Genomic DNA, 23848 nt, shown 5'->3' on the forward strand with positions numbered 1-23848 from the left:
CGCTCTCTTCACGAGGAACACGGGAAAGGGGAACGGCGTGCGCACCGTGGACGGACGTACCGACCGTGTCGTCGTCGTCGGCGCGGGTCTCGGCGGCCTGGCCTGCGCGTTGCACCTGGCCGGCAGCGGCCGGCAGGTGACCGTGCTGGAGCGCGAGGCGGTGCCCGGGGGCCGGGCCGGCCGGCTCGCCGTCGACGGGTACGAGTTCGACACCGGCCCGACCGTGCTCACCATGCCGGAGCTGATCGCCGAGGCGCTCGGCGCGGTCGGCGAGGAGCTACGCGACTGGATGGAGCTGACCCCGCTCGACCCGGCGTACCGGGCGTACTACCCGGACGGCTCGACGCTCGACGTGATCACCGACACCACCCGGATGGCCGCCGAGATCAGCCGGGTCTGCGGCCCCCGCGAGGCCGACGGGTACCTGCGCTTCGTCGACTACGCCCGCGGGCTGTGGCGGCTGGAACGGGCCGACTTCATCGAGCGCAACCTCGACGCCCCCACCGACCTGCTCACCGGCAACCTGCTGAAACTGTTGGCCGGCGGGGCGTTCCGCCGCCTGCAAACCAAGATCAACCAATTCTTCCGGGATCCCCGTACCCAGCGGATCTTCTCCTTCCAGGCCATGTACGCCGGGCTCGCGCCGCACGACGCGCTGGCCATCTACGCGGTCATCGCGTACCTCGACTCGGTGGCCGGGGTCAGCTTCCCGCGCGGCGGCATCCACGCCGTCTCCCGGGGGATGGCCGGCGCCGCCGAGAAGCACGGCGTCCAGATCCGGTACGGCACCACGGTGACCCGGGTCGAGACCGCCAACGGCCGGGCCACCGGCGTGCTGACCGCCGACGGCGAGCGGATCCCGGCCGACGTGGTGGTGCTCAACCCGGACCTGCCGGTCGCCTACCGCGACCTGCTCCCCCCCACCCGGCAGCGCCGGCTCACCTACTCGCCGTCCTGCGTGGTGCTGCACGTCGGCTCCAAGCAGGGGTACTCGCAGATCGCCCACCACAACATCCACTTCGGTCGCAAGTGGAAGGGCACCTTCGACGAGGTGATCCGGCGCGGCGACCTGATGACCGACCCGTCGCTGCTGGTCACCAACCCGAGCCGGACCGACCCGTCGGTCGCGCCCGCCGGACGGCACACCTACTACGTGCTCGCCCCGGTGCCGAACCTCGACCGGGCCCCGTTCGACTGGCGCGGCGGCCTGGCCCGGCGTTACGCCGACGAGCTGGTCGCCACCCTGGAGGAGCGCGGTTACGTCGGCTTCGCCGACGGCGTCGAGGTCCGCGAGATCGTCACCCCGGCCGAGTGGGCCGACCAGGGCATGGCCGCCGGCACCCCGTTCGCCTCGGCGCACAGCCTCTTCCAGACCGGGCCGTTCCGCCCGTCGAACCTGCACCGCACACTGTCCAACGTGGTTTTTGTAGGATCAGGCACCCAACCGGGGGTGGGGGTTCCCATGGTCCTCATCTCCGGCAAGCTCGCCGCCCACCGCGTCACCGGAGGTGCCCGCCCGTGACCTCCCGTGAGAGCCACCTGGTCGAGCCGGCCTCCCGTGAGGCGCACCTGGTCGAGCTGGTCGACGACGTCGGCCGGCCGCTCGGCGCGATCAGCGTCGCCGAGGCGCACCAGCCGCCGGGCCGGCTGCACCGGGCGTTCTCGGTGCTGCTGGTCGACCCGGCCGGTCGGGTGCTGCTGCAACGCCGGGCCGCCGCCAAGACCCGCTTCCCACTGCGCTGGGGCAACTCCTGCTGCGGCCACCCCGGGCCGGGCGAGTCGCTCACCGACGCCGCCAACAAGCGGCTGGCCGAGGAGCTCGGCGCCGGGCCGTACGACCTCACCGAGGTCGGCGTGTACGTCTACTACGCCGAGGACCCGGCCACCGGTCGGGTCGAGTTCGAGTACGACCACGTGCTGCGCGCCGAGGTGCCGGCCGACCTGCCGCTGCGCCCCGACGAGACGGAGGTCGCCGAGGTGCGTTGGGTGGACCCCGTCCTGCTGGAGGCGGATCTCGACGCCGACCCCCGCGCGTACGCCCCGTGGCTCGGTGGCGTGGTGAACCGCCTGCTGCGACCCGCCGGACCCGCCCCCGGCCGGGTCGGGCCCGCCACCGAACCCGCCGCCCGGCCCGCCACCGAACCCGCTGTCGGGGCCACCGGAGCCGAACCCGTCCCCGACCGCGCCGGCGTTCCGGCGGACGACGCGCCGGAGCGGCCGGGTGGCCGATGAGGCGCTGAGCGCCGGAGCCGTCGCGCGCCGGCTCGGCGTCGCGGTCACCACGCTGCGTACCTGGCACCAACGTTACGGGCTCGGCCCCAGCGAGCACCTGCCCGGCCACCACCGCCGCTACACCCCGGCCGACCTGGCCCGGCTGGAGATCATGCGGCGGCTGACCGCCGAGGGGGTCACCCCGGCCGAGGCGGCCCGGTGGGCCCGCCAGTCACCGACCGAGGTGCTGCCCCCGCCCCGCCGGGGCGCCCCCGGCGTCCGGGACGGGGGCGGCGCGACCATCCCGGTCGGTCGGGCCGGACCGGCCGCCCGGGGCCTGGCCCGTGCCGCCATGCGGCTGGACCAGGCCGCCGTATGCCGGGTGATCGAGGACTCGATCGCCGCCTCCGGCGTCGTCGCCACCTGGGACGGTCTGCTGCGGCCGGTGCTCGTCGGCATCGGTGAGCGGCACGCCGCGACGTCCGGCCTGATCGACGTCGAGCATCTGGTCTCCCGGTGTGTGTCCGAGACGTTCGCGGCGGTCACCCGGCGCAACGCCGCCACCGGCCCGGCGCGCGTCCTGCTCTCCTGCGCCGACGAGGAACAGCACACCCTGCCGTTGGAGGCGCTCGCCGCCGCGCTGGCCGAGGCCGAGGTGGGCTACCGCATGCTGGGCGCGCGGGTGCCGGTGGCGGCGCTGGTGGAGGCCGTCGTCCGGACCGCCCCGGCGGTCGTGGTGGTCTGGGCCCAGATCCGGTCGACCGCCGAGCCGGCCCAACTCGCCGCGCTGCTCGCAGTGCCCCGCCGGCCGCTGCTGGTGCTCGCCGCCGGCCCCGGCTGGCGGGACGACGCGCTGCCGGCCGGCGTGGTCCGCCCGACGAGCCTGGCCGAGGCCGTCTCCCTCGCCCTGGCCCTCCAGATGCAGGTCAGAGACCCGTCCTGACCTGCGGGCCGGGCGACATCCGGAGGATGGACCGGGTCGCCGGAACGCGGGCGACCGGAGGTGACTGTCCAATAGAGAGCGCGTAACGTCGGGTGGCCCGCGAATCCCCGGACCCCTCGGGAGCGACCACGATGACGCGCCGCGCGCTGGCGATGGCCGGTGCCGCCCTGTTACTCCTGCTCACCGGCTGCGGTGGCCTCGACCAGCACAGCTCGGCGGGGCAGCCCGCGCCGATCTTCTCCCGCCCCGCCGGGTCGACGGAGCCCGCCGCGCCGACGCCGCAGCCGACCGGTGACCCCCCGCCCGGCGCGCCACCGGGCACCAGTCCCCGCCCCAGACCGAAGACCAGCCCCGGGCCGCTGCCGCCGGGGCTGCGCCGCAGCACCGGGGTGCGGGGCGTCGCGTTGACCTTCGACGACGGCCCCGATCCGGCGTGGACACCGAAGGTCCTGGACGCGTTGCGTACGGCGAAGGCGCCGGCCGTGTTCTGCGTGGTCGGCGCCCGGGTCGAGCGGCACCCCGCCCTGGTGGCCAGGATCGTGCGGGAGGGGCACCAGCTCTGCAACCACAGTTGGCGGCACGACGTGGCGTTGGGCAGCCGGCCCAAGTCGCAGATCCGCGCCGACCTGGACCGGACGAACCGGGCGATCGAGCAGGCCGTCCCGGGGGCCGAGGTCCGCTTCTACCGGCAGCCGGGCGGCCGGTGGACGCCGGCGGTGGTCGCGGTCGCCGAGGAGCGGGGCATGGAGTCGCTGCACTGGAACGTCGACCCGCAGGACTGGGCGAAGCCACCGGCGAAGCAGATCGTGGCCCGGGTGAGCGCCGGCCTCCGTCCCGGCGCGGTCGTCCTGCTGCACGACGGGGGCGGGGACCGGGCCGCGACGCTGGCCGCCTGCCCCGCGGTGATCGGCGAGATCAAGCGCCGGTACGGCTTCGCCAAGCTGAAGTGACCCCGCTGACCTGTGGTTTCGTGGCAGCCTGCCCGGCTGGCCATACCGGTTTGGTCCACCGCCGGATCATCACGTATGCTTTCGAAGCCTCCGGCGGGGCCGGATGGGAGCAAGTCCGCTAAGAGTTGCGAGTGTGCAATGATGGCGGGGCCGCCCTCATCGTCTAGCGGCCCAGGACGCCGCCCTTTCAAGGCGGTAGCACGGGTTCGAATCCCGTTGGGGGCACGATCCGGCGCAAGCCGGAGGCAGTAACGAGCTAGGTCCTGTGGAGCAGTTGGAGTGCTCGCCGCCCTGTCAAGGCGGAGGTCGCGGGTTCAAGTCCCGTCAGGACCGCCAACGCTGACGCCGCGTGCTTCTCGCGCGGCGTTCTGCGTAGGCGGGTAGTCGACCCGTCCGGCGGCACACGCGTCGCCGGGGGGTAACATGACCCGGGTACGGCCAGGTAGCTCAGTTGGTACGAGCGTCCGACTGAAAATCGGAAGGTCGGCGGTTCGACCCCGCCCCTGGCCACATAGCCTTTCGCCGGGCTACAGGAAGCCCCTCGTCCGTGGCAACACGGTGAGGGGCTTCGCTGCGTTCCGGTCGTTCCCGGGCCGGCGGTGAGACACCCACCAGGTTCCACCCGTCCAGGCCGTCCGATGGCTCGCCGGCCACGCGGTTTACCGACTTGTAATCAACGCCCTGGCCGCCGGGCCGACAGCGTGAGCGGACGGATTCTGTCGGTGATTGTCCGCTTTTCGGCAGGTCACCGGCCCATTCCACCGGTCAGAAGGTCGCTGCGTGGCGCGGCGGCAGCCGGTAGGGTCCGGCCTATGGGAGAGATCGCTGAGCCGGATGCCGTCCGTCAGGATGTCGACCGGTTCTCGCTCCGCAGCACTCTTCTCGTTCCCGCCTCCCCCGAGGAGGCATTCACCGGCTTCACCGACCTGACCAACTGGTGGGTCGCCGAGTACACCTGGTCCGGGCCGGACTTCCTCACCGAGCTGGGCATCGAGCCCCGGGCCGGCGGCATGCTCTACGAGATCGGGCCGCACGGCTTCCGTTCGGACTGGGGCCGCGTGCTCACCTGGGAGCCGCCCGGCCGCCTGGTCTTCATCTGGCAGATCGGCCCCGACCGGGTGCCCGTGCCGGACCCGTCCAAGGCCAGCGAGGTGGAGGTGCTGTTCCGGGCCGACGGCCCGGAACGGACCCGGGTGGAGGTCGAGCACCGGCACTTCGACCGGCACGGCAGCGCGGCGGAGGGCTACCGGCAGGCGTTGACCGCCGGCTGGCACGAGATGCTCACCCGCTACCTGCACTCGCTCCGCAGCCGCCCGCAGCCGGCCTGATCCGGCCTGATCTCCGTCCACGACCGGGCCGCGCCGGCTCACGGCCGGCCTGACCCCGCCCACGGCCGGCTGTGCCGGCCCGGTCAGCTCCGGCCCAGGGCACGGCGGGTCGGTCCGGCCACCGTACGGTCGCCCAGGTCGGCGCGGCGGCCGGCGCTCGCCCCCGAGTGGTACCCGTCGCCGGCCAGCCGGCGCGGCGCGGCGGCGCGCAGCCGGGGGTAGACCTCGGTCAGCCGGCGCTGGACCCGCTCCGAGCGGTCCACCAGGACCAGCGCCACCGACGGCGCCCCGGCCCCGGTCGCCCCGGCGACCGCCTCCTCCTCGGCGGCGAGCAGCCGCTCCCCGACCACCCGGGCGAACCCGGCCAGCCACGAACGGCGGAACGCCGCGGCGTGCGCGCCCGGTGGCACCACCGCCCCGGCCAGGCCGTGCGCCGCCTGCACCAGCAGCGAGGTGAACAGCAACTCGACGCGCGCCAGGTCACTGGCGAAACCGAACAGGTGCATCGCGTACCCGTCGTCCTGCCGCCGTCGTACGCAACGGCAGCGCAGCGGGTCCGCGACCGCCGCGAGCAGGTCGGCCTTGTCCCGGGCGTACGGGGCGACGACGTCCACCATGCGGTCACCCACCGGGTCGGTGGCCGGGTCCCGGGCGGCCAGCAACGCCCGGTCGACCCCGTAGCGGGCGATCAGCTCGGTCGCCTTGGCGGTGCAGGCCGCCGACTCGGCGGGGGTGCAGGCCGGGTCCTCCGCCTTGGCGAGCAGCTTGCGCACCTTGCTGAGCATCGCGTCGGACATGCCCCAACAGCTATCACACCCGGCCCGCCGGCCCGCTGCGGCACGACGCGTCCGGACCACGGCCCGGACGGCGGGGCAGCGGGGTGCGGTATCGATCAGTACGATCGTCACGTTCCGCGAAACGGGCGGGCGGGACGAGGCGGCAGACCGGCTGCGACGACCGTTCGACCCACCACCGTCACCCCACGGTTGGAGAAACCATGTCGTCCCCGGTCGCTCGTCTGCTGGCCGCCGTCACGGCGATCGCGCTGATCACGATCCCCACCACCACCCAGGCCGCGCCGCCGCCGACCGTCGTCGGGCCGGAGCAGGCCACCGCCCCCGGGCAGAACCTCGGCGCGACCTCGACCTGCTACGGCACCACCAGCCGCTCCTACTTCCAGACCGGCGGCTGGGGCGGGCAGGCCGGCCCGTACCGGACGACCAGCCGGTGCGTCGACATCAACGTCCGCAACGCGAGCGCCTTCAGCACCCAGGCCTGCGTGATCTTCATCGACCGAACCAGCAACTGCAACTACTGGACGTACCTGCCGGCGTACTCCGGCTGGACGGTCGTCGCGACCAACGTCAAGGACGGGGTCAACTTCAAGGTCCGCTTCTCGAACAACTACTACCAGTACGAGTCGCTGACCGCGTACCACGCCTACTGAGCGGTGGGCGGGCGGTCCGGCCCGTAGAGGGTGGCGACGGCCGAGCCGGCCAGGGTGAGCAGGCAGTCGGGCAGCAGCCCGTCGGCGATCGCCGCCCCGAACAGCGCCTCCCCGGTGTCCGGGTCGCGGTTGGCGTACGCGCTGAGGAAGCGGGCCACCCAGCGGGTGTCGTAGTTGGCCTGGTCGATGCCGGGGAAGTCCAGCGCGGCCGTGCCGGACGGCAGCGCGTCGCCGACCATCGTCGCGGCCAGGCACCAGGCGACCCCGTACGCCCCGGCCACGCCGGACCGGTCCACCACCGAGTCGAAGGTGTCCACCACCGCGTCGCCGTCCCCGGCCAGGGCCGAACGGAGGACGGCTGCCGCGTCGTCGAACGTCTGCTGCGGTACGTCGGTCACGCGGCGAACAGTACGGGACTGCGTCAAGTGACGAAAGCACAACGGGGTCACGCCGCCACGCTCCGTGTCGAACGGCCCGGACCAGCGCAACAGCCCGCATCCACGGTCCCACGCGCGCCGACGACAGGCTAGTGTGCGCAGCGGACCTTCGCCTGAGGGGGACGACGACCATGCTCGGATCACGCGGCTCGCGGATGGCCACGCTGGCCGCCTGCGCGGCGCTCCTGCTCACCACCGGGGCGTGCGGGACGGACCAACAGCAGCCGGAAGAGGGCGACACCCACCAGGTGCGCCTCTACGGCACCGACGGCAACATGCTCAACACCTACCCGGGTGAGCTGAAGGACCGGGCCCACCTGGTCGACGGCATGAAGGGCACCACGCCGCTGACGCCGCTGCCGGAGGACTTCAAACGCCGGCTGCGGGCCGTCGACCCCGAGTTGAAGGACTTCCTCTACGCGGCCGAGTCGTACGACGCGGTGCTGATCAGCGCGCTCGCCGCCCAGCTCGCCGGCCGTACCGCCCCGGCGGCCGTCGCGAAGCAGATCAACGGCGTCACCAACGAGGGCCAACGCTGCGAGGACGCCGCCGGCTGCCTGGAGCTGGCCCGGGCCGGTCAGGACATCGAGTACCGCAGCGTCTCGATGACCCGGGCCGGTTTCACCGACGCCGGTGAGCCGGCCACCGCCAGTTACGGCACCCTGCACTTCGACGACCAGCGGCTCAACGACGGCAAGACCGAGTTCGTGGGCGCCGGTGACGAGTCGGCGGCGAGCACCAAGGCCCCGCCGAAGGGCTTCCGGCAGCGCGGCAAGGTGCCGGCCAGCAGTGGCGCGCCGCTCGTCCTCGGTGGGCTGCTGCCCCGCACCGGCGCGCTCGCGCTGGCGTACCCGCCGCTGGCGGCCGGGGCCGCGCTGGCCGTACGGGAGATCAACGCCGCCGGCGGGGTGCTCGGCGAGCCGGTGGTCTGGCTCGACGGCGACGACGGCACCGCCCCGAACGTCGCGAAGGCCACCGTGGCGTCGCACCTCCGCGAGGGGGCGCACGTCATCATCGGCGCCGGCGCGTCCGGCATCTCGATGGCCGTGCTGCCGGAGGTGGTGGCGGCCGGCCGGATCCTGTTCTCCCCGTCGAACACCGACTCCGCCCTGACCGAGGTGGACGACAAGGGCCTCTACTTCCGTACCGCGCCGCCGGACAGCCTCCAGGGGCGGGCGCTGGCCGACGTGATCCTGCGGGACGGCCCCCGCAAGGTGGCGCTGGTGGCCCGCAAGGACTCGTACGGCGAGGGCCTTCAGGGTTTCGTCCGCACCGAGCTGGAACGGGCCGGTCTCGGAGCCGACGCGGTCCGGCTGCTCACCTACGAGCCGCCGGCGGACGCCGACGCCCCGCCTGTCGACTTCAGCGCCGGCGCCCGCGAGATCAAGGAGTTCGGCGCGGACGCGGTGCTGCTCATCGGCTTCGCCGAGTCGGCGGCGGTGATCCTCGCCCTCGACGACGCGGACGTGCCGGTCCAGCCGTGACCGTCCGGGGCGGTCGACACCGGCCGCCCCGGACCCACCCGCTCAACGGACCCACCGCCTACCGGGAACGCCGCCGCTCCAGGAAGTCCGTCATCCGCCGGCGTTTCTCCTCGTCCTCGAAGAGCACCGCCTGGCTGACCAGGTCGAGCTGCGGATGGGCCGCCGCCGGGGCGTCGACGGCCAGCTTGGTCAGCCGCAACGCCAGCGTCGACCCCTTGGCCATCTCGTCGAGCAGGCCGTGCGCGCAGTCGAGCAGGTCGGCCGGCTCGGGCACCACCCGGTTGACCAGGCCGATCCGCAGCGCCTCGTCGGCGTCCACCCGCCGACCGGTGAACAGCAGCTCCTTGGCCCGGGCCTCGCCGACCAGCGCCGGCAGCCGGTACGTCGCGCCCGCGCCGGCCAGGATGCCCAGCCGCACCTCCGGCTGACCGAACACCGCGCGCGCCGTGCACACCCGCAGATCGCAGGCGTACGCCAGCTCCGCGCCGCCGCCCAGCGCCGGCCCGTCGACGGCCGCCACGGTCGGCAGCGGCAGCGCCCGGATCCGGGCGAACGCCGCCGAGTTGATCGCGGCGAGCGCGTCCAACCGGCCCCGCTCGCGGAGCTGGCCGATGTCCGCCCCGCCCGCGAAGATGCCGTCGACGCCCCCGGTGAGCAGCAGCAGCCGGGGGCGGGCCTCCAGCTCGGCGCACACCTCGTGCAGCTCGCGGATCAGGTCCGCGTCGATGGCGTTGCGTTTCTCCGGCCGGGCCAGCGTCACCACCAGCCGGTCCGGCCGCTCCTCCACCCGCAACCCGCTCACCGTGCTCGCCTTACGGGGCTCGCAAGCTCGCTCCTCGCGCTCACCGTGCCCGCCTTCCGTTCGCGACTGCGGGGCTCGCTCCGCTCACTCCTCGCGCTCACCGTGCCCGCCTTCCGTTCGCGACTGCGGGGCTCGCTCCGCTCACTCCTCGCGCTCACCGTGCCCGCCTTCCGTTCGCGACTGCGGGGCTCGCTCCGCTCACTCCTCGCGCTCACTGTTTCACGCCGCCTTCCCAGTGGTAGAAGCCCTGGCCGGACTTCTTGCCCAGCCGGCCCTGGGCGACCATCTCCACCAGCAGCTCCGGCGGCGCGAACCGGTCGCCGTAGGCGGCCTGGAGGGTGCGGGCGATGTCGAGGCGGACGTCCAGTCCGACCAGGTCGGTCAGCTCCAGCGGCCCGACCGGATGCCGGTAGCCGAGCACCATCGCCTTGTCGATGTCGGCCGGGGCGGCCACCCCGTCGGCGACCATCCGGATCGCCTCCAGCCCGAGCGTGACGCCGAGCCGGGAGGTGGCGAAGCCGGGCAGGTCGCGTACCACGACGGGATCCTTGCCCAGCCGGCGCGCGAGGGCGACGGCCGCGGTGGTGGTCTCCGTCGTGGTGGCCGGGCCGACCACCACCTCCAGCAGCGTCATCGCCCAGACCGGGTTGAAGAAGTGCAGCCCGAGGAAGCGTTCCGGGCTCGGCAGCCCCACCGCCAGCTCCCCGATGGAGATGCTGGAGGTGTTGCTGCCCAGCAGGGCGGGGCGCAGCGCGGCAGCCTCGGCGAGCACGCGCCGTTTCAGCTCCAGTCGCTCCGGCACCGCCTCGACCACCACCCCCGGCCCGGCGGGCACCTCGGCCAGCGAGGCGCGCAGCGTCAGCCGGTCACGGCCGGCCGCCGCCGCGTCGGCGTCGAGCCGGCCACGTCGGACCGCCCGGTCCCAGAGCGCCGCCAGCGCGGCCGGGGCCTCGGCGGCCCGACCCCGGTCCACCTCCACCAACTCGACGGCGTGGCCCGCGCCGGCCGCCACGTACGCGATGCCGAGCCCCATGGTGCCGGCCCCGACGACGACGAAACGATCGTTCATGTGCCGACCCTATGGCAGCTCCACGCGGACGGGCAGGCGTGGGGGCCGGCGGATCCGGGTACAGCGCCCCCAACCGAGGGAAGGACGATCGATGAGCGAGACGACGGAGACGCCGGCGACGGTGGAGACCCGGGGCGACGAGCGGGTGGACCTGCTCCGCGCGGACACCAACAACGACGGGAAGACCGACGTCTGGGTGGTCGACACCGACGGTGACGGTCGGGCCGACCTGTTCCAGTTCGACACCGACGGCGACGGCAAGGTCGACATCACCATGGTCGACATCGACGAGGACGGCACCCCGGACGAGGTGGTCGACGGCGACGGCGGCCTCCCACCCCAGCAGCTCCCCCCGACGGTCCAGGTCTGACCGACGTGAGGAAGGGCCCCCTCCTGTACGCGAGGCGTCAGGACGAGGGCCCTTCCCGACGTCGCAGGCGGAGGGTGGCGAGGTAGTACGGGGCGTCCCGGTCGTCGACGTCGTCGAGCGTCCAGGCGGTGCCGTCGACCAGGGTGGCCAGCTCCTCGACCGAGCAGACCAGATAGTCGAACCACGGGGTGCCCAGCTCCCGGTACCGCAGCCGCAGCCGCAACTGCCCGCCCAGCCGACCCTGCCGCCGGTTCCGCTCGTGGTAGCCGGTGTGCACCGGGTCGCGGGTGCCGTACGGGTCGGTGCCCTGCGCGATCACCTGCGCGCCGGGGCGGGCCAGCGCCGCCAGCGCGGCCAGGAAGGCGGGCGCCCGGTCCGGTCCCTCGATCAGCCCGAGGTTGTTGCCGAGCAGCAGGAACGTGTCGTACCGCCGCCCGTCGGCGACGTGCGCGTCGACCGTGCCGTGCACCAGGTCCCGTACGCCCCGGCGGCGGCACACCGCCAGCGCCCCGGCCGAGGTGTCCAGCCCGGTCACCGGTACGCCCTGCTCCTGGAGCAGCAGCGCGATCCGGCCGGCCCCGACCCCGACGTCCAGGGTGGCGCCCCGGACCCGCGCCACGGCCCGGTGGTCGTACGGCGGCCAGTCCTGCGGGGCGGCGAGGTAGTGCGCGGCCGGGGCGCCGTTGATCAGCCCGTCGTCCCGTTCGATGATCTCGATGACCGGTCGGGGCGACCGCCCGCCGACCAGCGGCCGGGGGCCGACCCCGGTGTGCACCGCGAACGCGTCCCGGACCACCTCGCCGAACACGTCACCGAGCTGCGGTTCGTGCGTCATGCCGGCACGTTATCCGCCACCGCCGCCGACGACCGTCGGGGCGTCGCGGCCGTCCCACCGCCCGGGTCGCCCGGCGGTACGGGCGTCCCACCGCCCGGGTCGCCCGGGGTCGCGTCCGGGCCACCGGTCCCGGCCGGCGGACGTATCGTGGCGGGGTGACAGCTCTCGACCGCCTCGGGGCGGAGAAGTACGTCCTGCTCACCACGTTCCGTCGGGACGGCCGGGCGGTGGCCACCCCGGTGTGGGTGGTCCAGGACGGTGACGCCCTGGCGGTCTGGACGGTGGCCGACTCGGGCAAGGTGAAGCGGATCCGGCGGGACGGCACGGTGACGGTGGCCCCGTGCGACGTGCGGGGTCGCCCGCACGGCCCGGCGGTGCCCGGTCACGCGACGGTGTGCGATCCGGCGGACACCCGGCGGATCAGGGGCCTGCTGCGGCGGAAGTACCGGCTGTTGGGCCGGTTGACCCTGCTCGGCAGCCGGCTGCGCCGGGGCGAGCAGGGCACGGTCGGCATCCGGGTGACTGTGGGTTGAGCCCCCGGCCGGGTGCCCGCGGCTGGTTCCGCTTGACCCCGCATCGGGGCGGCCGGGGCGGAACACGGATCAGGGGCGGCGGATGATCTCCGCCGCCCCTGATCGTGGAACGTCTGTGTCGTCGCCGGTCAGTCTCCCTGACGCTGCTGGGGGATCTGCCCCTGGAGCAGGGCGCGTACCTCCGACTCGCGGTAACGACGGTGCCCGCCCAGCGTACGGATCGCGCTGAGCTTGCCCGCCTTGGCCCACCGGGTCACGGTCTTCGGGTCGACACGGAACATCGACGCCACCTCGGCCGGTGTGAGCAGCGGCTCTGGTTCGTGCGTTCGCGATGCCATCGGTCACTCCTCCACATGTATAGACATCGGCCGGGGTCCCGCCGGCCGACGCGTCTCCCATGGTCCGGCTAGTCCCCGATGTCCGACATGGGCCGAACGGCCGAAGGTCCCTAGACGGACGGATGAACCATGCCCGATTTATACCGCCTTTACACCCCAGAACCTACCTTATTCGGACTCATGATCACGGTTCGTGATGCGTCAACTACGAACCAACCTCCGAATGGGAGCACTCCCAGGGTGCCTTTGGGGTCAGTTGCACCTTTCGAGGAGCTGCACCGCCCGCCATCGGGCGACCAGCTTGTCGTACGCCTCCGAGGCCTCCTCGGCCTCGCCCCGGGAGAGCCCGACCAGACCCGACGCGACCAGCTCGGGTGAGTCGTCGGCCCGGAGCGTCTCCACGGAGAGCAGGTCCACCAGCCCCCCGTAGTCGAGCTCGACCACCGAGCGGGGATGGAACTCCTCCAGCCAGCGGGCGGCCTCCTCCACCGCCTCGGTGATCGGCGCCTCCCCCACCGACTTGCGCAGCACCGTCAACGCCCGGGACGAGCGTCGCCGGGCCTTGGAGATGTCGGTGCGGTACCGCAGCAGTCGACGTCCGGGCTCGGTGACCAGCTCGCGTTCCTCCGGATCCACCAGGACGAACCAGCGCAGCGGCACCCCCCAGGTGGCGATCTGCTCGTGCAGCCGGGGCACCCCGTGCTCCAGCACCCGGGCCCCGCTGCGCCAGTCCTCCACCACGGCCTTCGCCTGACCGGCCAGGACCGGCGGGACGAACGCGTCGGCGAGCACCGCCGGCACGCCCTCCCGGGCGCTCAGCGCCGCCTCGGCCACCCGCACCCGCAGGTTCCACGGGCAGACCAGCATGGTCTCGCCGGTCTGCAGGACGTACGCCTCGTCCGGCAGGTCCGGCAGCCGGGTCCAGCCCGCGCCCAGCGCCTCGATCACCGCCGTCCGCTGCCGGCTCGGCCCCTCCTTGGGGGCCACCGCCCGGCCCTGTTCGACGTATCGACGCCAGTAGGACTGGCGCTCACGGTCGAAGGCGACCAGCGGCTCGTACACGCGCAGGTATGAGGCGAAGAGCGACGGCACGGCGCGATCATCCCATGAAAGGGGATCCGACCGGCGCGGACGTCTGGAGGTCCGGCCCGCCGCCCGGCCCGCCACCGGCCCCCGCCGACGCCGGACGACGTGGGCGGGCGGCGCGACGGCGACCGATACTAGGCTCCACGGCACCGGCACCATCCCGCCGGCCGTTGCCAGGTTCCGCGTCCCACGAGGACGCACACCGACCACCAGGAGCAGTCATGGGCGTATTCGCCAGCAGCGACGATCCCGGGTCCGCCGGCCACGAGCAGGTCGTCTTCTGCCATGACAAGCAGACCGGCCTGCGGGCCATCATCGCGATCTACTCCACCGCGCTGGGGCCCGCGCTGGGCGGCACCCGCTTCTACCCGTACGCCAGTGAGGCCGACGCCCTCGCCGACGTGCTCGACCTCGCCCGCGGGATGGCCTACAAGAACGCGTTGGCCGGCCTCGACCTGGGCGGCGGCAAGGCGGTCATCTGGGGAGACCCGGGGCAGCTCAAGAGCGAGGCGCTGCTGCGCGCGTACGGTCGTTTCGTCGAGTCGCTGGGCGGGCGCTACTACACCGCCTGCGACGTGGGCACGTACGTGCCGGACATGGACGTGATCGCCCGGGAGACCCGGTTCGTGACCGGCCGCAGCGTCGAGCACGGTGGCGCGGGCGACTCGTCGGTCCTCACCGCCTGGGGCGTCTTCCAGGGCATGCGGGCCGCCGCCGAGCACGTCTGGGGCACGCCCTCGCTGGCCGGCCGGACGGTGGGCGTGGCCGGGCTGGGTAAGGTCGGCCGGCACCTCACCGGTCATCTGGTCGAGGACGGCGCCCGGGTGGTGGCGACCGACGTCGCCCCGGCCGCCTGCGACCGGATCCGGCAGACCCACCCCGAGGTCGAGCTGGTCGACGACACCGCCGCGCTGGTCGCGGCCGACCTCGACGTGTACGCCCCGTGCGCGCTGGGCGGCGCGCTCGACGACGACACGGTGCCGGCGCTGCGCGCGAAGGTGGTCGCCGGCGCGGCGAACAACCAGCTCGCCCACCCGGGCATCGAGAAGCTCCTCGCCGACCGGGGCATCCTCTACGCGCCGGACTACGTGGTGAACGCCGGCGGGGTGATCCAGGTCGCCGACGAGATCGAGGGCTTCAACTTCGACCGGGCCAAGCTGCGGGCCACCCGGATCTACGACACCACCCGGGAGATCCTCCGGCTCGCCGACGACGAGGGGGTGCCGCCGGCGGTGGCGGCGGACCGGCTCGCCGAGCGACGGATGGCGGACGTGGGGCGGCTCCGGACGATCCTCCTGCCCTGACGGACGGTTCGGGGGCGGGCACCGGCCGTCCCCCACCGCCCCCTTACGGCGTATGCCCGGAACGCCCCGAATGCAGGTCGTCTGCCCATATTGGGCAACGTCACGGGCGGCTCCGACAGCGCTCCTTACCCGGTACAATTCGTAATGGCCGGTCGACTGCGACGCGCAGGGCCCGCCGACGGTAACCCGAGGTGCCGAACGTGGGCATCCCCATGTACCGTAAGAGCCACGAGAGATGCCTGACGTCATCGGGGCCCGCCTTCGGGCTGCCCCGAATTCTGTGCGAGGGGGTCGAGCCATGGGGCGCGGCCGTGCTAAGGCCAAGCAGACAAAGGTGGCCCGGGAGCTGAAGTACCACTCCCCGAACACCGACCTCGCCGCCTTGCAGCGAGAACTCGGCGGCAGCCGTAAGTCGGACCACGACTTCGACGACGACTACAAAGAGTATGTCGACGACGACGACGAGGACCATGCGGACGACGACCCGGATCCCTGGGTCCGTCCCGCCCGCTGATCCCACCCACGGTCACATCTGAGCACGCGGCACGTCCCGCGTGCTCACGCATGTGCTCCCGGCAGGTGTCGGCGTGAGCAACCCGAGGGTCAAGGACCTGCCGTGCCGGTGACGGCCTGCCGGCAGGTCCTCGGCCCTCCACCCGCCCCTTCCGGCCCGCCGCGGCACGCCGGCGGCGACCCGCTCACCGGGGTCGGTTGTTCCAGTTGTAGAACGTCGGGATGTTCTCGAAGTGGTTCCAGGCGCAGACCGCGCTGGCCCCGTCGCTCCCGGCGACCTCGCTGGCCCCGTCGCTCCCGGCGACTCCGCTGGCCCCGGCGACCTCCGCCCGCAGCCGGCGGGCCGCCTCGGCCTCGTCGAGCAGCGCGGTGAGCCCGGCGGCGAGGTCCCGGACGCGTTCCGCCACCGGATCCACGAACGTCCCTCCGGCACGCTCAGGCTGCCGGTGACTGGTGATCTCGGGCATGTTCCAACACTCCCTCCAGTAGGCGGATCTTGCTGTTGCGACAGTGCTCGGTCTCCGTGCCGTCGAACCGCCCCTGTTCGAAGTACCGGTTGGCGGCGTGTCCACCGCCACAGAAGCCGAAGTACGGGCACGAGGCGCGGCACGCCTCGACACCGTCCAGGAACTCGCCCACCCATGACGTCCGCTCCGCGTCGGCCACGATCTCGGCCAGCGGGGTGGCCAACACGTTGCCGCTGGTGAAGTCCCCGTAGCGCGGGTCGGAGAAACCGGCCAGCTCGGGTGAGAGCACCGTCACCGACCCGTCGTGCCCGACGGTCGGGATCGGGTCCAGCCGCCGGGGCAGCACGTCGTCCGCCGTACCGTCCAGGACCGCCGCGGCGAACCGCAGGGACCACTCCACCTCGCGCAGGTGGATACGCGGGTCCCGCCGCCAGGCGGCCACCAGCTCGGCCCAGAAGGCCGTCACCGTGGCCGCGTCGTGCGCGTTGCCCCGGACGTTCACCCCTTCGGTCTCCTCGATGTTGATCCCGAGCACCTCGCAGCCCAGGTCGAGGAAGTAGTCGTACAGCTCGGCGGCGAGGCCGGGCGCGGGCCGGCTCACCACGGCGAGCGCCGAGAAGGGCAGCCCGTGCCGGCGCAGCGTCGCCACCCCACGCAGGATCCGGTCGTACGCGGGCCGGCCGGCCCGGGTGACCCGCTCGGCGTTGCGCGCCCGCCCGCCGTCCACGCTCACGCTGACCCGCACGCCGTGCCCGGCGAAGAACGCGCACCACTCGTCGTCGATCAGCGTGGCGTTGGTCTGCACGTGGTGCTCCACCTGCGGGCCGAACGGCGCGATCAGCGCGGCGAGGTGCTCCCGACCGGCGGCCAGCGGCTCCCCGCCGTGCCAGACCACCGAGAACCGCCCCCGCTCGGCCCACCGGTTGACCGACTCGGCGACCGCCGCCGCCACCGCCACCGGCATACGCCGGTCGCGGTGGCGGAACGGGAGATAGCAGTAGGCACAGTCCAGGTTGCAGAGGGTGGTCGGCTGCATCACGACGTACGTCGGGACGGCGGCCACCCCGCGCATCCCGCTGAACGTACGTCTCCGGGCAACCATCGCCCTCCTTCGCCGTTCACCTGAGGAACCTTCAGGCTAGGCGGCGTCGGCCAGTCGGGTGAACCCCTCATCGGGTGTACGACTGATCATGAGCTGGTGAGCGGCTCAGCCTCGGGTGTGCTGACCCACCATCTGCACGTTGCCGGAGCCCTCGATGATCTCGCCGGCCTGCCAGGCGTCCACGCCCCGACCGGCGAGAGTGGCCAGCGCCCGGTCGGCGTCCTCGGCCGAGACGATCGCGAACATGCCCACCCCCATGTTGAAGGTGGTCTCCATCTCGTTGTCCTCGATCCGACCCTTGGCCTGCACCAGGTCGAAGATCGGCTGCGGCTTCCAGGTGGACCGGTTGACCACGGCGTCCACGTGCTCCGGCAGGATCCGCACCAGGTTGCCCGGAATGCCGCCGCCGGTCACGTGGGCGATGGCCCGCACCTCGGCCTCGGCGATCAGCTTGAGGCAGTCCTGCGCGTAGATCTTGGTGGGGGTGAGCAGCTCCTCGCCCAGGGTGCGCTGCCGGCCGAAGTCGTCGATCACCACGTCCAGCCGCATCCGGCCGGCGCCCAGCAGCACGTGCCGGACCAGCGAGTAGCCGTTCGAGTGCAGCCCGGACGACCGCATGGCGATCACCACGTCACCGACCTCGACCCGGTCCGGGCCGAGGATGTCCGCCTCCTCCACCACGCCGACACCGGTGGCCGAGACGTCGTACTCGTCGGGACGCAGCACCCCCGGGTGCTCGGCGGTCTCCCCGCCGAGCAGCGCGCAGCCGGCGTACCGGCAGCCGTCGGCGATGCCCGCGCCGATCTGGGCCACCCGGTCCGGGACGACCTCGCCGCAGGCGATGTAGTCCAGCAGGAACAGCGGCTCCGCGCCGCACGCCACCAGGTCGTCGACCACCATCGCGACCAGGTCGATGCCGATGGTGTCGTGGATGCCGAGCTGCTGGGCGATGACCAGCTTGGTGCCCACCCCGTCGGTCGAGGAGGCCAGGATCGGGTTCGTGTACTTCTTCGTGTCCAGGCGGAACAGGCCGGCGAAGCCGCCCAGGTCACCCAGCACCTCCGGCCGCCGGGTCTGGCGCACCTTGGACTTGAGCAGCTCCACCGCGCGGTCGCCCGCCTCGATCGAGACCCCCGCGTCCGCGTACGACATGCCGCGTTTGCGGGCGGGACGGCCGCTGCCGGCCGTCCAGGGCTGACGGTCGCCACCGGCGCCGGTCTGGCTGCTACCTGCGCCGTTGCGCTCGGACACGTGCGTCACGGTTCTCCCCTTTGTGGTCCTCGACCGGACCCCCGTCGACCGTCGGTCACGGTCGCCGACGGCCCGGCGCCGGCTGGTGGTGCTACGGGTGTGCGGTCGGGCCGCCCGGAGTGGCGACGAGTGGTGGAGTGGCGGCCTGCTCCCCGCCCGCGGACGCGGAACGGGCGCCGGCCTCCGGCGCGGCGCCGGTGACCCGACGCCCCACCCCTTCGAGCACGTGCTTGCCGATCAGGTTCCCGGCGGGCAGCTCGATCGGGTACTCCCCGTCGAAACAGGCCCGGCAGAGCCGGGTCTTCGGCTGCTCGGTCGCGGCGATGAGACCGGGCAACGATACGTAACCCAGGGTGTCGGCGCCGATCGACCGCCGGACGCCCTCGTTGTCCAGCCCGTTGGCCAGCAGCTCCGCCCGGGTGGCGAAGTCGATGCCGTAGAAGCAGGGCCAGGTCACCGGCGGCGAGGAGATCCGGACGTGCACCTCCAGCGCGCCCGCCTCGCGCAGCATCCGGACGATCGCGCGCTGGGTGTTGCCCCGGACGATCGAGTCGTCCACCACCACGACGCGCTTGCCCCGGACGTTCTCCCGCAACGGGTTGAGCTTCAGCCGGATGCCGAGCTGACGCAGGGTCTGCGACGGCTGGATGAAGGTCCGCCCGACGTACGGGTTCTTCATCAGGCCCGCGCCGTACGTGATGCCGGACGCCTCGGCGTACCCGATCGCGGCCGGCGTGCCGGACTCCGGCACCGGGATGACCAGGTCCGCCTCGACCGGGTGCTCCTTGGCGAGCTGCCGACCGATCTGCACCCGGGTGGAGTGCACGTTCCGCCCGGCCAGCGTGGCGTCCGGCCGGGCGATGTAGACGTACTCGAAGAGACAGCCCTTGGGCTCCGGCGCGGCGAACCGGGTGGACCGCAGCCCCTCGACGTCGATGGCGATCAGCTCGCCCGGCTCGACCTCGCGGACCACGCTCGCGCCGACGATGTCCAGCGCGGCCGTCTCGCTGGCCACCACCCAGCCCCGTTCCAGCCGGCCGAGCACCAGCGGCCGTACGCCGTGCGGGTCGCGGGCCGCGTAGAGCGTCGTCTCGTCCATGAAGACGAAGCTGAACGCCCCCCGCAGCTTCGGCAGCACCTCCAGCGCGGCGGCCTCGACGGACAGGTCGGGGTGGCTGGTCAACAGCATGGTGACCAGGGAGGTGTCGCTGGTCGCGCCGTCCGAGCCGAGGCCCCGGTCGGCGACCTCCCGCTGGAGATCCGCGCTGTTGACCAGGTTGCCGTTGTGGGCCAGCGCGACGGTGGTGCCGGCGCTGGTCGCCCGGATGGTCGGCTGGGCGTTCTCCCAGGTCGAGCCGCCGGTGGTGGAGTACCGGGTGTGCCCGATCGCCAGGTGCCCACGTAGGCTGGCCAGGGTCGGCTCGTCGAAGACCTGTGCCACCAGGCCGAGATCCTTGTAGACCACGACGCTGGCGCCGTCGCTCACCGCGATGCCCGCGGCCTCCTGGCCCCGGTGCTGCAACGCGTACAGCCCGAAGTAGGTGAGATTGGCGACCTCCTCGCCGGGCGCCCACACACCGAACACGCCACAGGCGTCCTGGGGACCGGGTCGCTGGGGATCAAGGTCATGGCTCAGCCGGCCGTCGCCTCGGGGCACCTGCCGCTCCCTCTTGCTGGTCTGATTGCTCCGGTGGTTCACACACACAGACTGGGTCACGCACACAGATCTCGCGCGGTTGGCCGGGACGTCGCCTGACAGTGTACGCGAGGGCCCCGTATACCGACAGTCACGGAGCCACTCCCATCGGTCATCGACAAGAAGTGATCATCCCAGCTACAGGGGGAGATGGGCGGAGAGATCAGCCCGGCTCCCACTCACCTGAACGCGACCCTCCGTGATCGCCACGGACCACTCCAAGCGTCCGGTGGCGAGCGCCAGCCACACCGGCGGCGACATCTCCACCACGTTCGGCGGCGTACCGCGGGTGTGTCGCGGCCCCGGAAGACACTGAATCGCGCCGTATGGTGGAACACGCACCTCCACCGATCGGCCGGGGGCCTGGTCCGCAAGGGCAGCCAGCAGTGCCCGGACCGCCGCACGGAGGACCGGACGTTCGGGCGTACGCCCCTCGTCGAGCGCCGCGAGCGCCGCCGCGACCGCGGCGGACTTTATGTGCGGAGAGGACACGACGGGACGATACGACTCGTCGGTAACCTGGCCGACATCGGCCCTGGGTCGCGCCGATCCAGGCAGACAAGGCATAGTTGCCGACGGCGTTATTCGAACCGTGATGATCCCCGGCCCGGTACCCCCGTCGGAGCCGGGGAGGTCAGACCGGAAGGCGGTGGACGTGTCAACACACCGACGTGCCTGGCAGCAGCGGGCCGGTGTGGTCGTAGCGCTGGTTGCCGGCGCCCTGCTCGCCGTCCCCGCCACACCCGCCCTGGCCGCCCCGGACGTCAACGACGTGTCGGCGTCCCCGAGCTCGGTCGAGGCCGGCAGGTCCACGAAGGTCCGCTTCTCGCTCGACTTCGCCGACGGCGCCCCACCGGCGAACGTCCAGGTCAGCTCCAACAACGGCAAACTGCGGTGCGTCGACGGCTGCTCCTACAGTCGGGTCACCGAGGGCCGCTCCTTCGAGGCGACCTTCCAGCTCGCCGAGGACGCGGCCAACGGCACCGCGGTCGTCACGGTCCGGGCCACCGACGCGAGCGGGCCGGGCGAGACCAAGGAGGCCAGCACCAGCGTCACGCTGGTCGGCCGGGCCGCGCCCACCACGCAGCCGCAGGTCCAGACGGTCAAGCGGATCTCCGGCCGGGTGACCAACTCCGGCGACGGCAAGGCCGTGCCCAACGCGACCGTCGCGCTCATCGACTCGCAGCGGCACACGTACACCACCACCACCGACGAGGACGGCGACTGGCGGTTCGACGGGAGCACCCAGAACCCGATCTCCCCGGGCCGGATCGAGCTGGGCGCCACCTTCAACGACGTCCGCAAGACGATGTCCATCACCGCCAACGCCGGGCAGAGCGTCACCGGTCAGCGGATCTCGCTCGCGCTGGCCGTCGAGCCGAGCGCGAGCCCCACCCCGGGGACGACCGAGGAGGCCACGCCGACGGAGGACCCCACCGAGGAGCCGACCGCCGAGACCACCGAGGCCGCTCCCGGGACGCCCGACAACGCCGCCAACGAAGAGGACTCCGGCGGGTTCGGCTCGTGGCTGCTGATCGTCCTCGGTGGTCTCTTCGTGGCCATCGGCGTCGGCACGATCGTGCTGCTCTGGATGAAGCGCAAGGAAAGCGTCGACGAGGACGACCCGGAGGCCGACACCGGCGCGCCGGCGGGCGGCACGGTTCCCGCCGCGCGCGGGGCGTACCGGGGCGGCGCGGACGACCAGACCCGGGTGGTCAACCGGGTCGGCGCCGACCCGACCATGGTCGGCGGCGCGGCCCTCGCCGACGCGCCGACCATGATGCACAACCGGCCGCTGGTCGACGACGTCCCGCCGGACCCGTACGGCGCGCCCCCGATCCCCCCGCAGCAGGGGCCGGGTTACGGCGGTCAGTCCGGGCAGACCGGTTGGGGCGGCGGCTACGGCGACTCCGCCGGTACTCAGGTCGGCGGCTACGGCGCGGGCGGCTACGGCAACGCCCCGTCCTCCGGCGGCCCGTACGGCAACGCGCCCGCGTCCGGTGGCGGCGGCTACGGCAACGCCCCCGCATCGGGCGGCGGCGGCTACGGCAACGCGCCCGCGTCCGGTGGCGGCGGCTACGGCAACGCCCCCGCATCGGGCGGCGGCGGCTACGGCGGCCAGCAGGACTACGGCACGCCGGGCGGCGGATACGCCACCCCCAACCAGGGCGGAAGCGGTTACGGGGAACGGTTCGACGAGCCCACCGGTCGCTACGGCGGCGACAGCGCCCCCGGGTACGCTCCGCCCGCCGACCCCTACCCCACCTCGACCTACCAGCCGGCCGACGGCGGTCACGGCTACGGCCCGGACCAGACCCAGGGCGGCTACGGCCGGGGCCAGGAACCGACCGGCGGGTACGGCTACGGCGGCACGCCGGCCGGTGGCGGCTACGACCAGCAGGGCGGCTACGACCAGGGCGGCCGGGGCGGCTACGGCGGCGACCGGGGCGGGCAGCAGCAGGGCGGCTACGGGTACGACCAGCCCGGCGGCGGTTACGGCTCGGGCGGCTACGGCTCCGGCGGCTACGACCAGCAGGGCGGCTACGACCCGCGCGGCGGCTACGACCAGCAGGGCGGCTACGGCGGCCAGGGCGGCCAGCAGGGCGGCTACGGGTACGACCAGCAGGGCGGCTACGACCAGGGTGGCCGGGGCCGGGACGGTCAGCCTCCGCAGGACCGCAGCGGTCGCCGGGCCGACTGGCACGAAGACTGAACGGTCTCCGCGCCGCCGACCGGCGCGAAGACTGAGCCCAGGCGTCAGAAAGGGCGGCCTCCCTCGGGACGGCCGCCCAGCGTCGGGACTGACCCACGCCAGATCCCGGATATCGCGGTGACGATTCGTCCCGATGCCGCGTTATCCCCGAAACGGATTGGGCCCTGAGGCTGCCGGCGCGGCTCAGTAGCCTGAGGCTGCCGGCGCGGCTCAGTAGGCGGTGAAGACGCCCTGACGCAGCACCGGCACCACGTCGGACACGTCGACCTGAGCCGCCATCTCGACGTCCCCGGCGAAGCCACCCTCCACCAGCTCCCGGCCGGAGACGCACCCCCGGACGGCCGCCGGCACGTCCGGGGTGCTGGCGAGCGCGGCAAGCGCCATCGCCGCCTCGACGGACAGACCGACCGGCACGTCGGAGATCGCGTCCAACACGTTCGCCGCGCCGAGCTGGTCCGCCACGCAGGGGCGCAGCGATCCGTCCGGCCAGCGCTCACCGGCGGCGACCACCCCGATCGGGGCGTCGTCGGCGCCGTACCCGTGGTGGCACAGCCAACGTCCGACGGACGCCGCGTTACGCAGGCAGGCCGCGACGACCGGCCGGCCGGTCGAGCTGGCCGCCGCGCAGATCGCCGAGCCGTTCGGCGACGGCAGCACCAGGTCGGGCACGACGGGCGCGGCCCGCAACGCGGCCGGGGAGAGTGACCACGGGTGCTCGGGGGTCGTCTGCCGGCGGCCCACCGCGACCGTGCCGGCCACCCGGCGGGCGTACTCGGCGGCCTGTTCGCCCCACGGGAACGGGTGTACCCGCATGCCACGGGACACCGCTACCTCCACGGAGGTGGTGAACGACAACACGTCCACCACCACCAGGACGGCGCAGACCCGGCCGAGCTCGGCCGCCCCGGCCAACCCCCAGTCGAACCGGGCGCCCGATCCGGGCTGGGTGAAGACCGTGGCGGCCATCGC

25 protein-coding genes and 3 tRNA genes are annotated in these 23848 nt (G+C 73.3%); 15 read left to right on the forward strand and 13 right to left on the reverse strand.

Going from position 1 to position 23848, the window contains the following annotated elements; genetic code table 11:
• Positions 1–37 precede the first annotated feature (37 nt).
• The 8 genes from crtI (at position 38) to O7606_RS17985 (ending at position 5432) form a co-directional block, all read left to right on the forward strand.
• Positions 38–1522 carry a phytoene desaturase family protein gene (gene crtI, locus O7606_RS17950; protein WP_281595183.1) on the forward strand — a complete coding sequence of 495 codons (1485 nt, stop codon included), beginning with the start codon at positions 38–40 and terminating at the stop codon, positions 1520–1522.
• A complete protein-coding gene (gene idi, locus O7606_RS17955; RefSeq protein ID WP_281595184.1) occupies positions 1519–2232 on the forward strand; it encodes an isopentenyl-diphosphate Delta-isomerase in 714 nt (237 codons plus the stop codon). Before crtI ends, idi begins: the two co-directional genes overlap by 4 nt.
• Positions 2222–3154 (forward strand): MerR family transcriptional regulator, encoded by a 933-nt coding sequence (locus O7606_RS17960; protein ID WP_281595185.1) that lies wholly within the window; start codon positions 2222–2224, stop codon positions 3152–3154. The genes idi and O7606_RS17960 overlap by 11 nt, the downstream gene beginning before the upstream one ends.
• Positions 3155–3285: 131 nt before the next feature.
• Entirely contained in the window at positions 3286–4104 is an 819-nt protein-coding gene (locus O7606_RS17965) for a polysaccharide deacetylase family protein (RefSeq protein WP_281595186.1), read from the forward strand.
• A 152-nt stretch (positions 4105–4256) separates the two neighbouring features.
• Positions 4257–4329, forward strand: a tRNA-Glu gene (locus tag O7606_RS17970).
• Between the two features lie 34 nt (positions 4330–4363).
• Positions 4364–4440 (forward strand) — tRNA-Asp (locus O7606_RS17975).
• 100 nt (positions 4441–4540) lie between these two features.
• Positions 4541–4614 (forward strand) — tRNA-Phe (locus tag O7606_RS17980).
• 302 nt (positions 4615–4916) lie between these two features.
• Positions 4917–5432 (forward strand): SRPBCC family protein, encoded by a 516-nt coding sequence (locus O7606_RS17985; RefSeq protein ID WP_281595187.1) that lies wholly within the window; start codon positions 4917–4919, stop codon positions 5430–5432.
• 83 nt (positions 5433–5515) lie between these two features.
• Here O7606_RS17985 and O7606_RS17990 read toward each other — a convergent pair whose 3' ends face one another.
• On the reverse strand, positions 5516–6229 hold the full coding sequence (locus O7606_RS17990; protein WP_281595188.1) for a DUF2786 domain-containing protein: 714 nt from the start codon (positions 6227–6229) through the stop codon (positions 5516–5518).
• Between the two features lie 200 nt (positions 6230–6429).
• Here O7606_RS17990 and O7606_RS17995 point away from each other — a divergent pair, with 200 nt between their 5' ends.
• Complete coding sequence (locus tag O7606_RS17995) at positions 6430–6879, forward strand: hypothetical protein (RefSeq protein WP_281595189.1); 450 nt, start codon at positions 6430–6432, stop codon at positions 6877–6879.
• Here O7606_RS17995 and O7606_RS18000 read toward each other — a convergent pair.
• Positions 6873–7277, reverse strand: a complete 405-nt coding sequence (locus O7606_RS18000; protein ID WP_281595190.1) for a hypothetical protein — start codon at positions 7275–7277, stop codon at positions 6873–6875. The two genes, O7606_RS17995 and O7606_RS18000, sit on opposite strands and share 7 nt — an antisense overlap.
• Positions 7278–7447: 170 nt before the next feature.
• Here O7606_RS18000 and O7606_RS18005 point away from each other — a divergent pair, with 170 nt between their 5' ends.
• The gene (locus O7606_RS18005; protein ID WP_281595191.1) at positions 7448–8800 is read left to right on the forward strand and encodes an ABC transporter substrate-binding protein; all 1353 of its coding nucleotides are present in this window, start codon (positions 7448–7450) and stop codon (positions 8798–8800) included.
• Between the two features lie 58 nt (positions 8801–8858).
• Here O7606_RS18005 and O7606_RS18010 read toward each other — a convergent pair whose 3' ends face one another.
• Positions 8859–9602 (reverse strand): enoyl-CoA hydratase/isomerase family protein, encoded by a 744-nt coding sequence (locus tag O7606_RS18010; RefSeq protein WP_281595193.1) that lies wholly within the window; start codon positions 9600–9602, stop codon positions 8859–8861.
• A gap of 211 nt (positions 9603–9813) precedes the next feature.
• Positions 9814–10671 carry a 3-hydroxyacyl-CoA dehydrogenase family protein gene (locus O7606_RS18015; RefSeq protein ID WP_281595194.1) on the reverse strand — a complete coding sequence of 286 codons (858 nt, stop codon included), beginning with the start codon at positions 10669–10671 and terminating at the stop codon, positions 9814–9816.
• A 91-nt stretch (positions 10672–10762) separates the two neighbouring features.
• On the opposite strand from O7606_RS18015, the gene O7606_RS18020 reads away from it, so the two are divergent.
• Positions 10763–11041, forward strand: coding sequence for a hypothetical protein (locus tag O7606_RS18020; RefSeq protein WP_281595195.1), 279 nt, complete (start codon positions 10763–10765; stop codon positions 11039–11041).
• A 37-nt stretch (positions 11042–11078) separates the two neighbouring features.
• Here the strand turns inward: O7606_RS18020 and O7606_RS18025 are convergent, their stop codons facing one another.
• Positions 11079–11876 (reverse strand): class I SAM-dependent methyltransferase, encoded by a 798-nt coding sequence (locus O7606_RS18025; RefSeq protein ID WP_281595196.1) that lies wholly within the window; start codon positions 11874–11876, stop codon positions 11079–11081.
• Between the two features lie 155 nt (positions 11877–12031).
• Here O7606_RS18025 and O7606_RS18030 point away from each other — a divergent pair, with 155 nt between their 5' ends.
• Positions 12032–12409, forward strand: coding sequence for a PPOX class F420-dependent oxidoreductase (locus tag O7606_RS18030; RefSeq protein ID WP_281595197.1), 378 nt, complete (start codon positions 12032–12034; stop codon positions 12407–12409).
• Between the two features lie 128 nt (positions 12410–12537).
• Here the strand turns inward: O7606_RS18030 and O7606_RS18035 are convergent, their stop codons facing one another.
• Complete coding sequence (locus tag O7606_RS18035) at positions 12538–12747, reverse strand: BldC family transcriptional regulator (protein WP_007073996.1); 210 nt, start codon at positions 12745–12747, stop codon at positions 12538–12540.
• Between the two features lie 252 nt (positions 12748–12999).
• The gene (locus O7606_RS18040; RefSeq protein WP_281595198.1) at positions 13000–13839 is read right to left on the reverse strand and encodes a hypothetical protein; all 840 of its coding nucleotides are present in this window, start codon (positions 13837–13839) and stop codon (positions 13000–13002) included.
• Positions 13840–14054: 215 nt separating this feature from the next.
• Here O7606_RS18040 and O7606_RS18045 point away from each other — a divergent pair, with 215 nt between their 5' ends.
• Both O7606_RS18045 and O7606_RS18050 read left to right on the forward strand, forming a co-directional pair.
• Positions 14055–15137: a Glu/Leu/Phe/Val dehydrogenase dimerization domain-containing protein gene (locus O7606_RS18045; RefSeq protein ID WP_281595199.1), complete on the forward strand. Its 1083-nt coding sequence runs from the start codon at positions 14055–14057 to the stop codon at positions 15135–15137.
• A gap of 298 nt (positions 15138–15435) precedes the next feature.
• A complete protein-coding gene (locus tag O7606_RS18050; RefSeq protein ID WP_281595201.1) occupies positions 15436–15651 on the forward strand; it encodes a DUF3073 domain-containing protein in 216 nt (71 codons plus the stop codon).
• Between the two features lie 184 nt (positions 15652–15835).
• Here O7606_RS18050 and amcA read toward each other — a convergent pair whose 3' ends face one another.
• The 5 genes from amcA to O7606_RS18075 all read right to left on the reverse strand — a co-directional run bounded on the left by amcA (position 15836) and on the right by O7606_RS18075 (position 20658).
• Positions 15836–16117 carry a multiple cyclophane-containing RiPP AmcA gene (gene amcA / locus O7606_RS18055; RefSeq protein WP_281595202.1) on the reverse strand — a complete coding sequence of 94 codons (282 nt, stop codon included), beginning with the start codon at positions 16115–16117 and terminating at the stop codon, positions 15836–15838.
• Positions 16086–17189, reverse strand: coding sequence for a cyclophane-forming radical SAM peptide maturase AmcB (gene amcB / locus O7606_RS18060; protein ID WP_281599744.1), 1104 nt, complete (start codon positions 17187–17189; stop codon positions 16086–16088). Before amcB ends, amcA begins: the two co-directional genes overlap by 32 nt.
• A 135-nt stretch (positions 17190–17324) precedes the next feature.
• Positions 17325–18479: a phosphoribosylformylglycinamidine cyclo-ligase gene (gene purM / locus O7606_RS18065; protein ID WP_281595203.1), complete on the reverse strand. Its 1155-nt coding sequence runs from the start codon at positions 18477–18479 to the stop codon at positions 17325–17327.
• An 82-nt stretch (positions 18480–18561) separates the two neighbouring features.
• Positions 18562–20127, reverse strand: a complete 1566-nt coding sequence (gene purF / locus O7606_RS18070) for an amidophosphoribosyltransferase (RefSeq protein WP_281595204.1) — start codon at positions 20125–20127, stop codon at positions 18562–18564.
• Between the two features lie 177 nt (positions 20128–20304).
• Positions 20305–20658 (reverse strand): sterol carrier family protein, encoded by a 354-nt coding sequence (locus tag O7606_RS18075; RefSeq protein ID WP_281595205.1) that lies wholly within the window; start codon positions 20656–20658, stop codon positions 20305–20307.
• A gap of 103 nt (positions 20659–20761) precedes the next feature.
• Between O7606_RS18075 and O7606_RS18080 the strand changes: the two genes are divergently transcribed.
• Positions 20762–22879 (forward strand): carboxypeptidase-like regulatory domain-containing protein, encoded by a 2118-nt coding sequence (locus O7606_RS18080; protein ID WP_281595206.1) that lies wholly within the window; start codon positions 20762–20764, stop codon positions 22877–22879.
• Between the two features lie 210 nt (positions 22880–23089).
• Here O7606_RS18080 and O7606_RS18085 read toward each other — a convergent pair whose 3' ends face one another.
• Positions 23090–23845: a 2-phosphosulfolactate phosphatase gene (locus O7606_RS18085; protein WP_281595207.1), complete on the reverse strand. Its 756-nt coding sequence runs from the start codon at positions 23843–23845 to the stop codon at positions 23090–23092.
• Positions 23846–23848: the final 3 nt, after the last annotated feature.

It is taken from the genome of Micromonospora sp. WMMD882 (genome assembly GCF_027497255.1).
Classification (GTDB): domain Bacteria; phylum Actinomycetota; class Actinomycetes; order Mycobacteriales; family Micromonosporaceae; genus Micromonospora.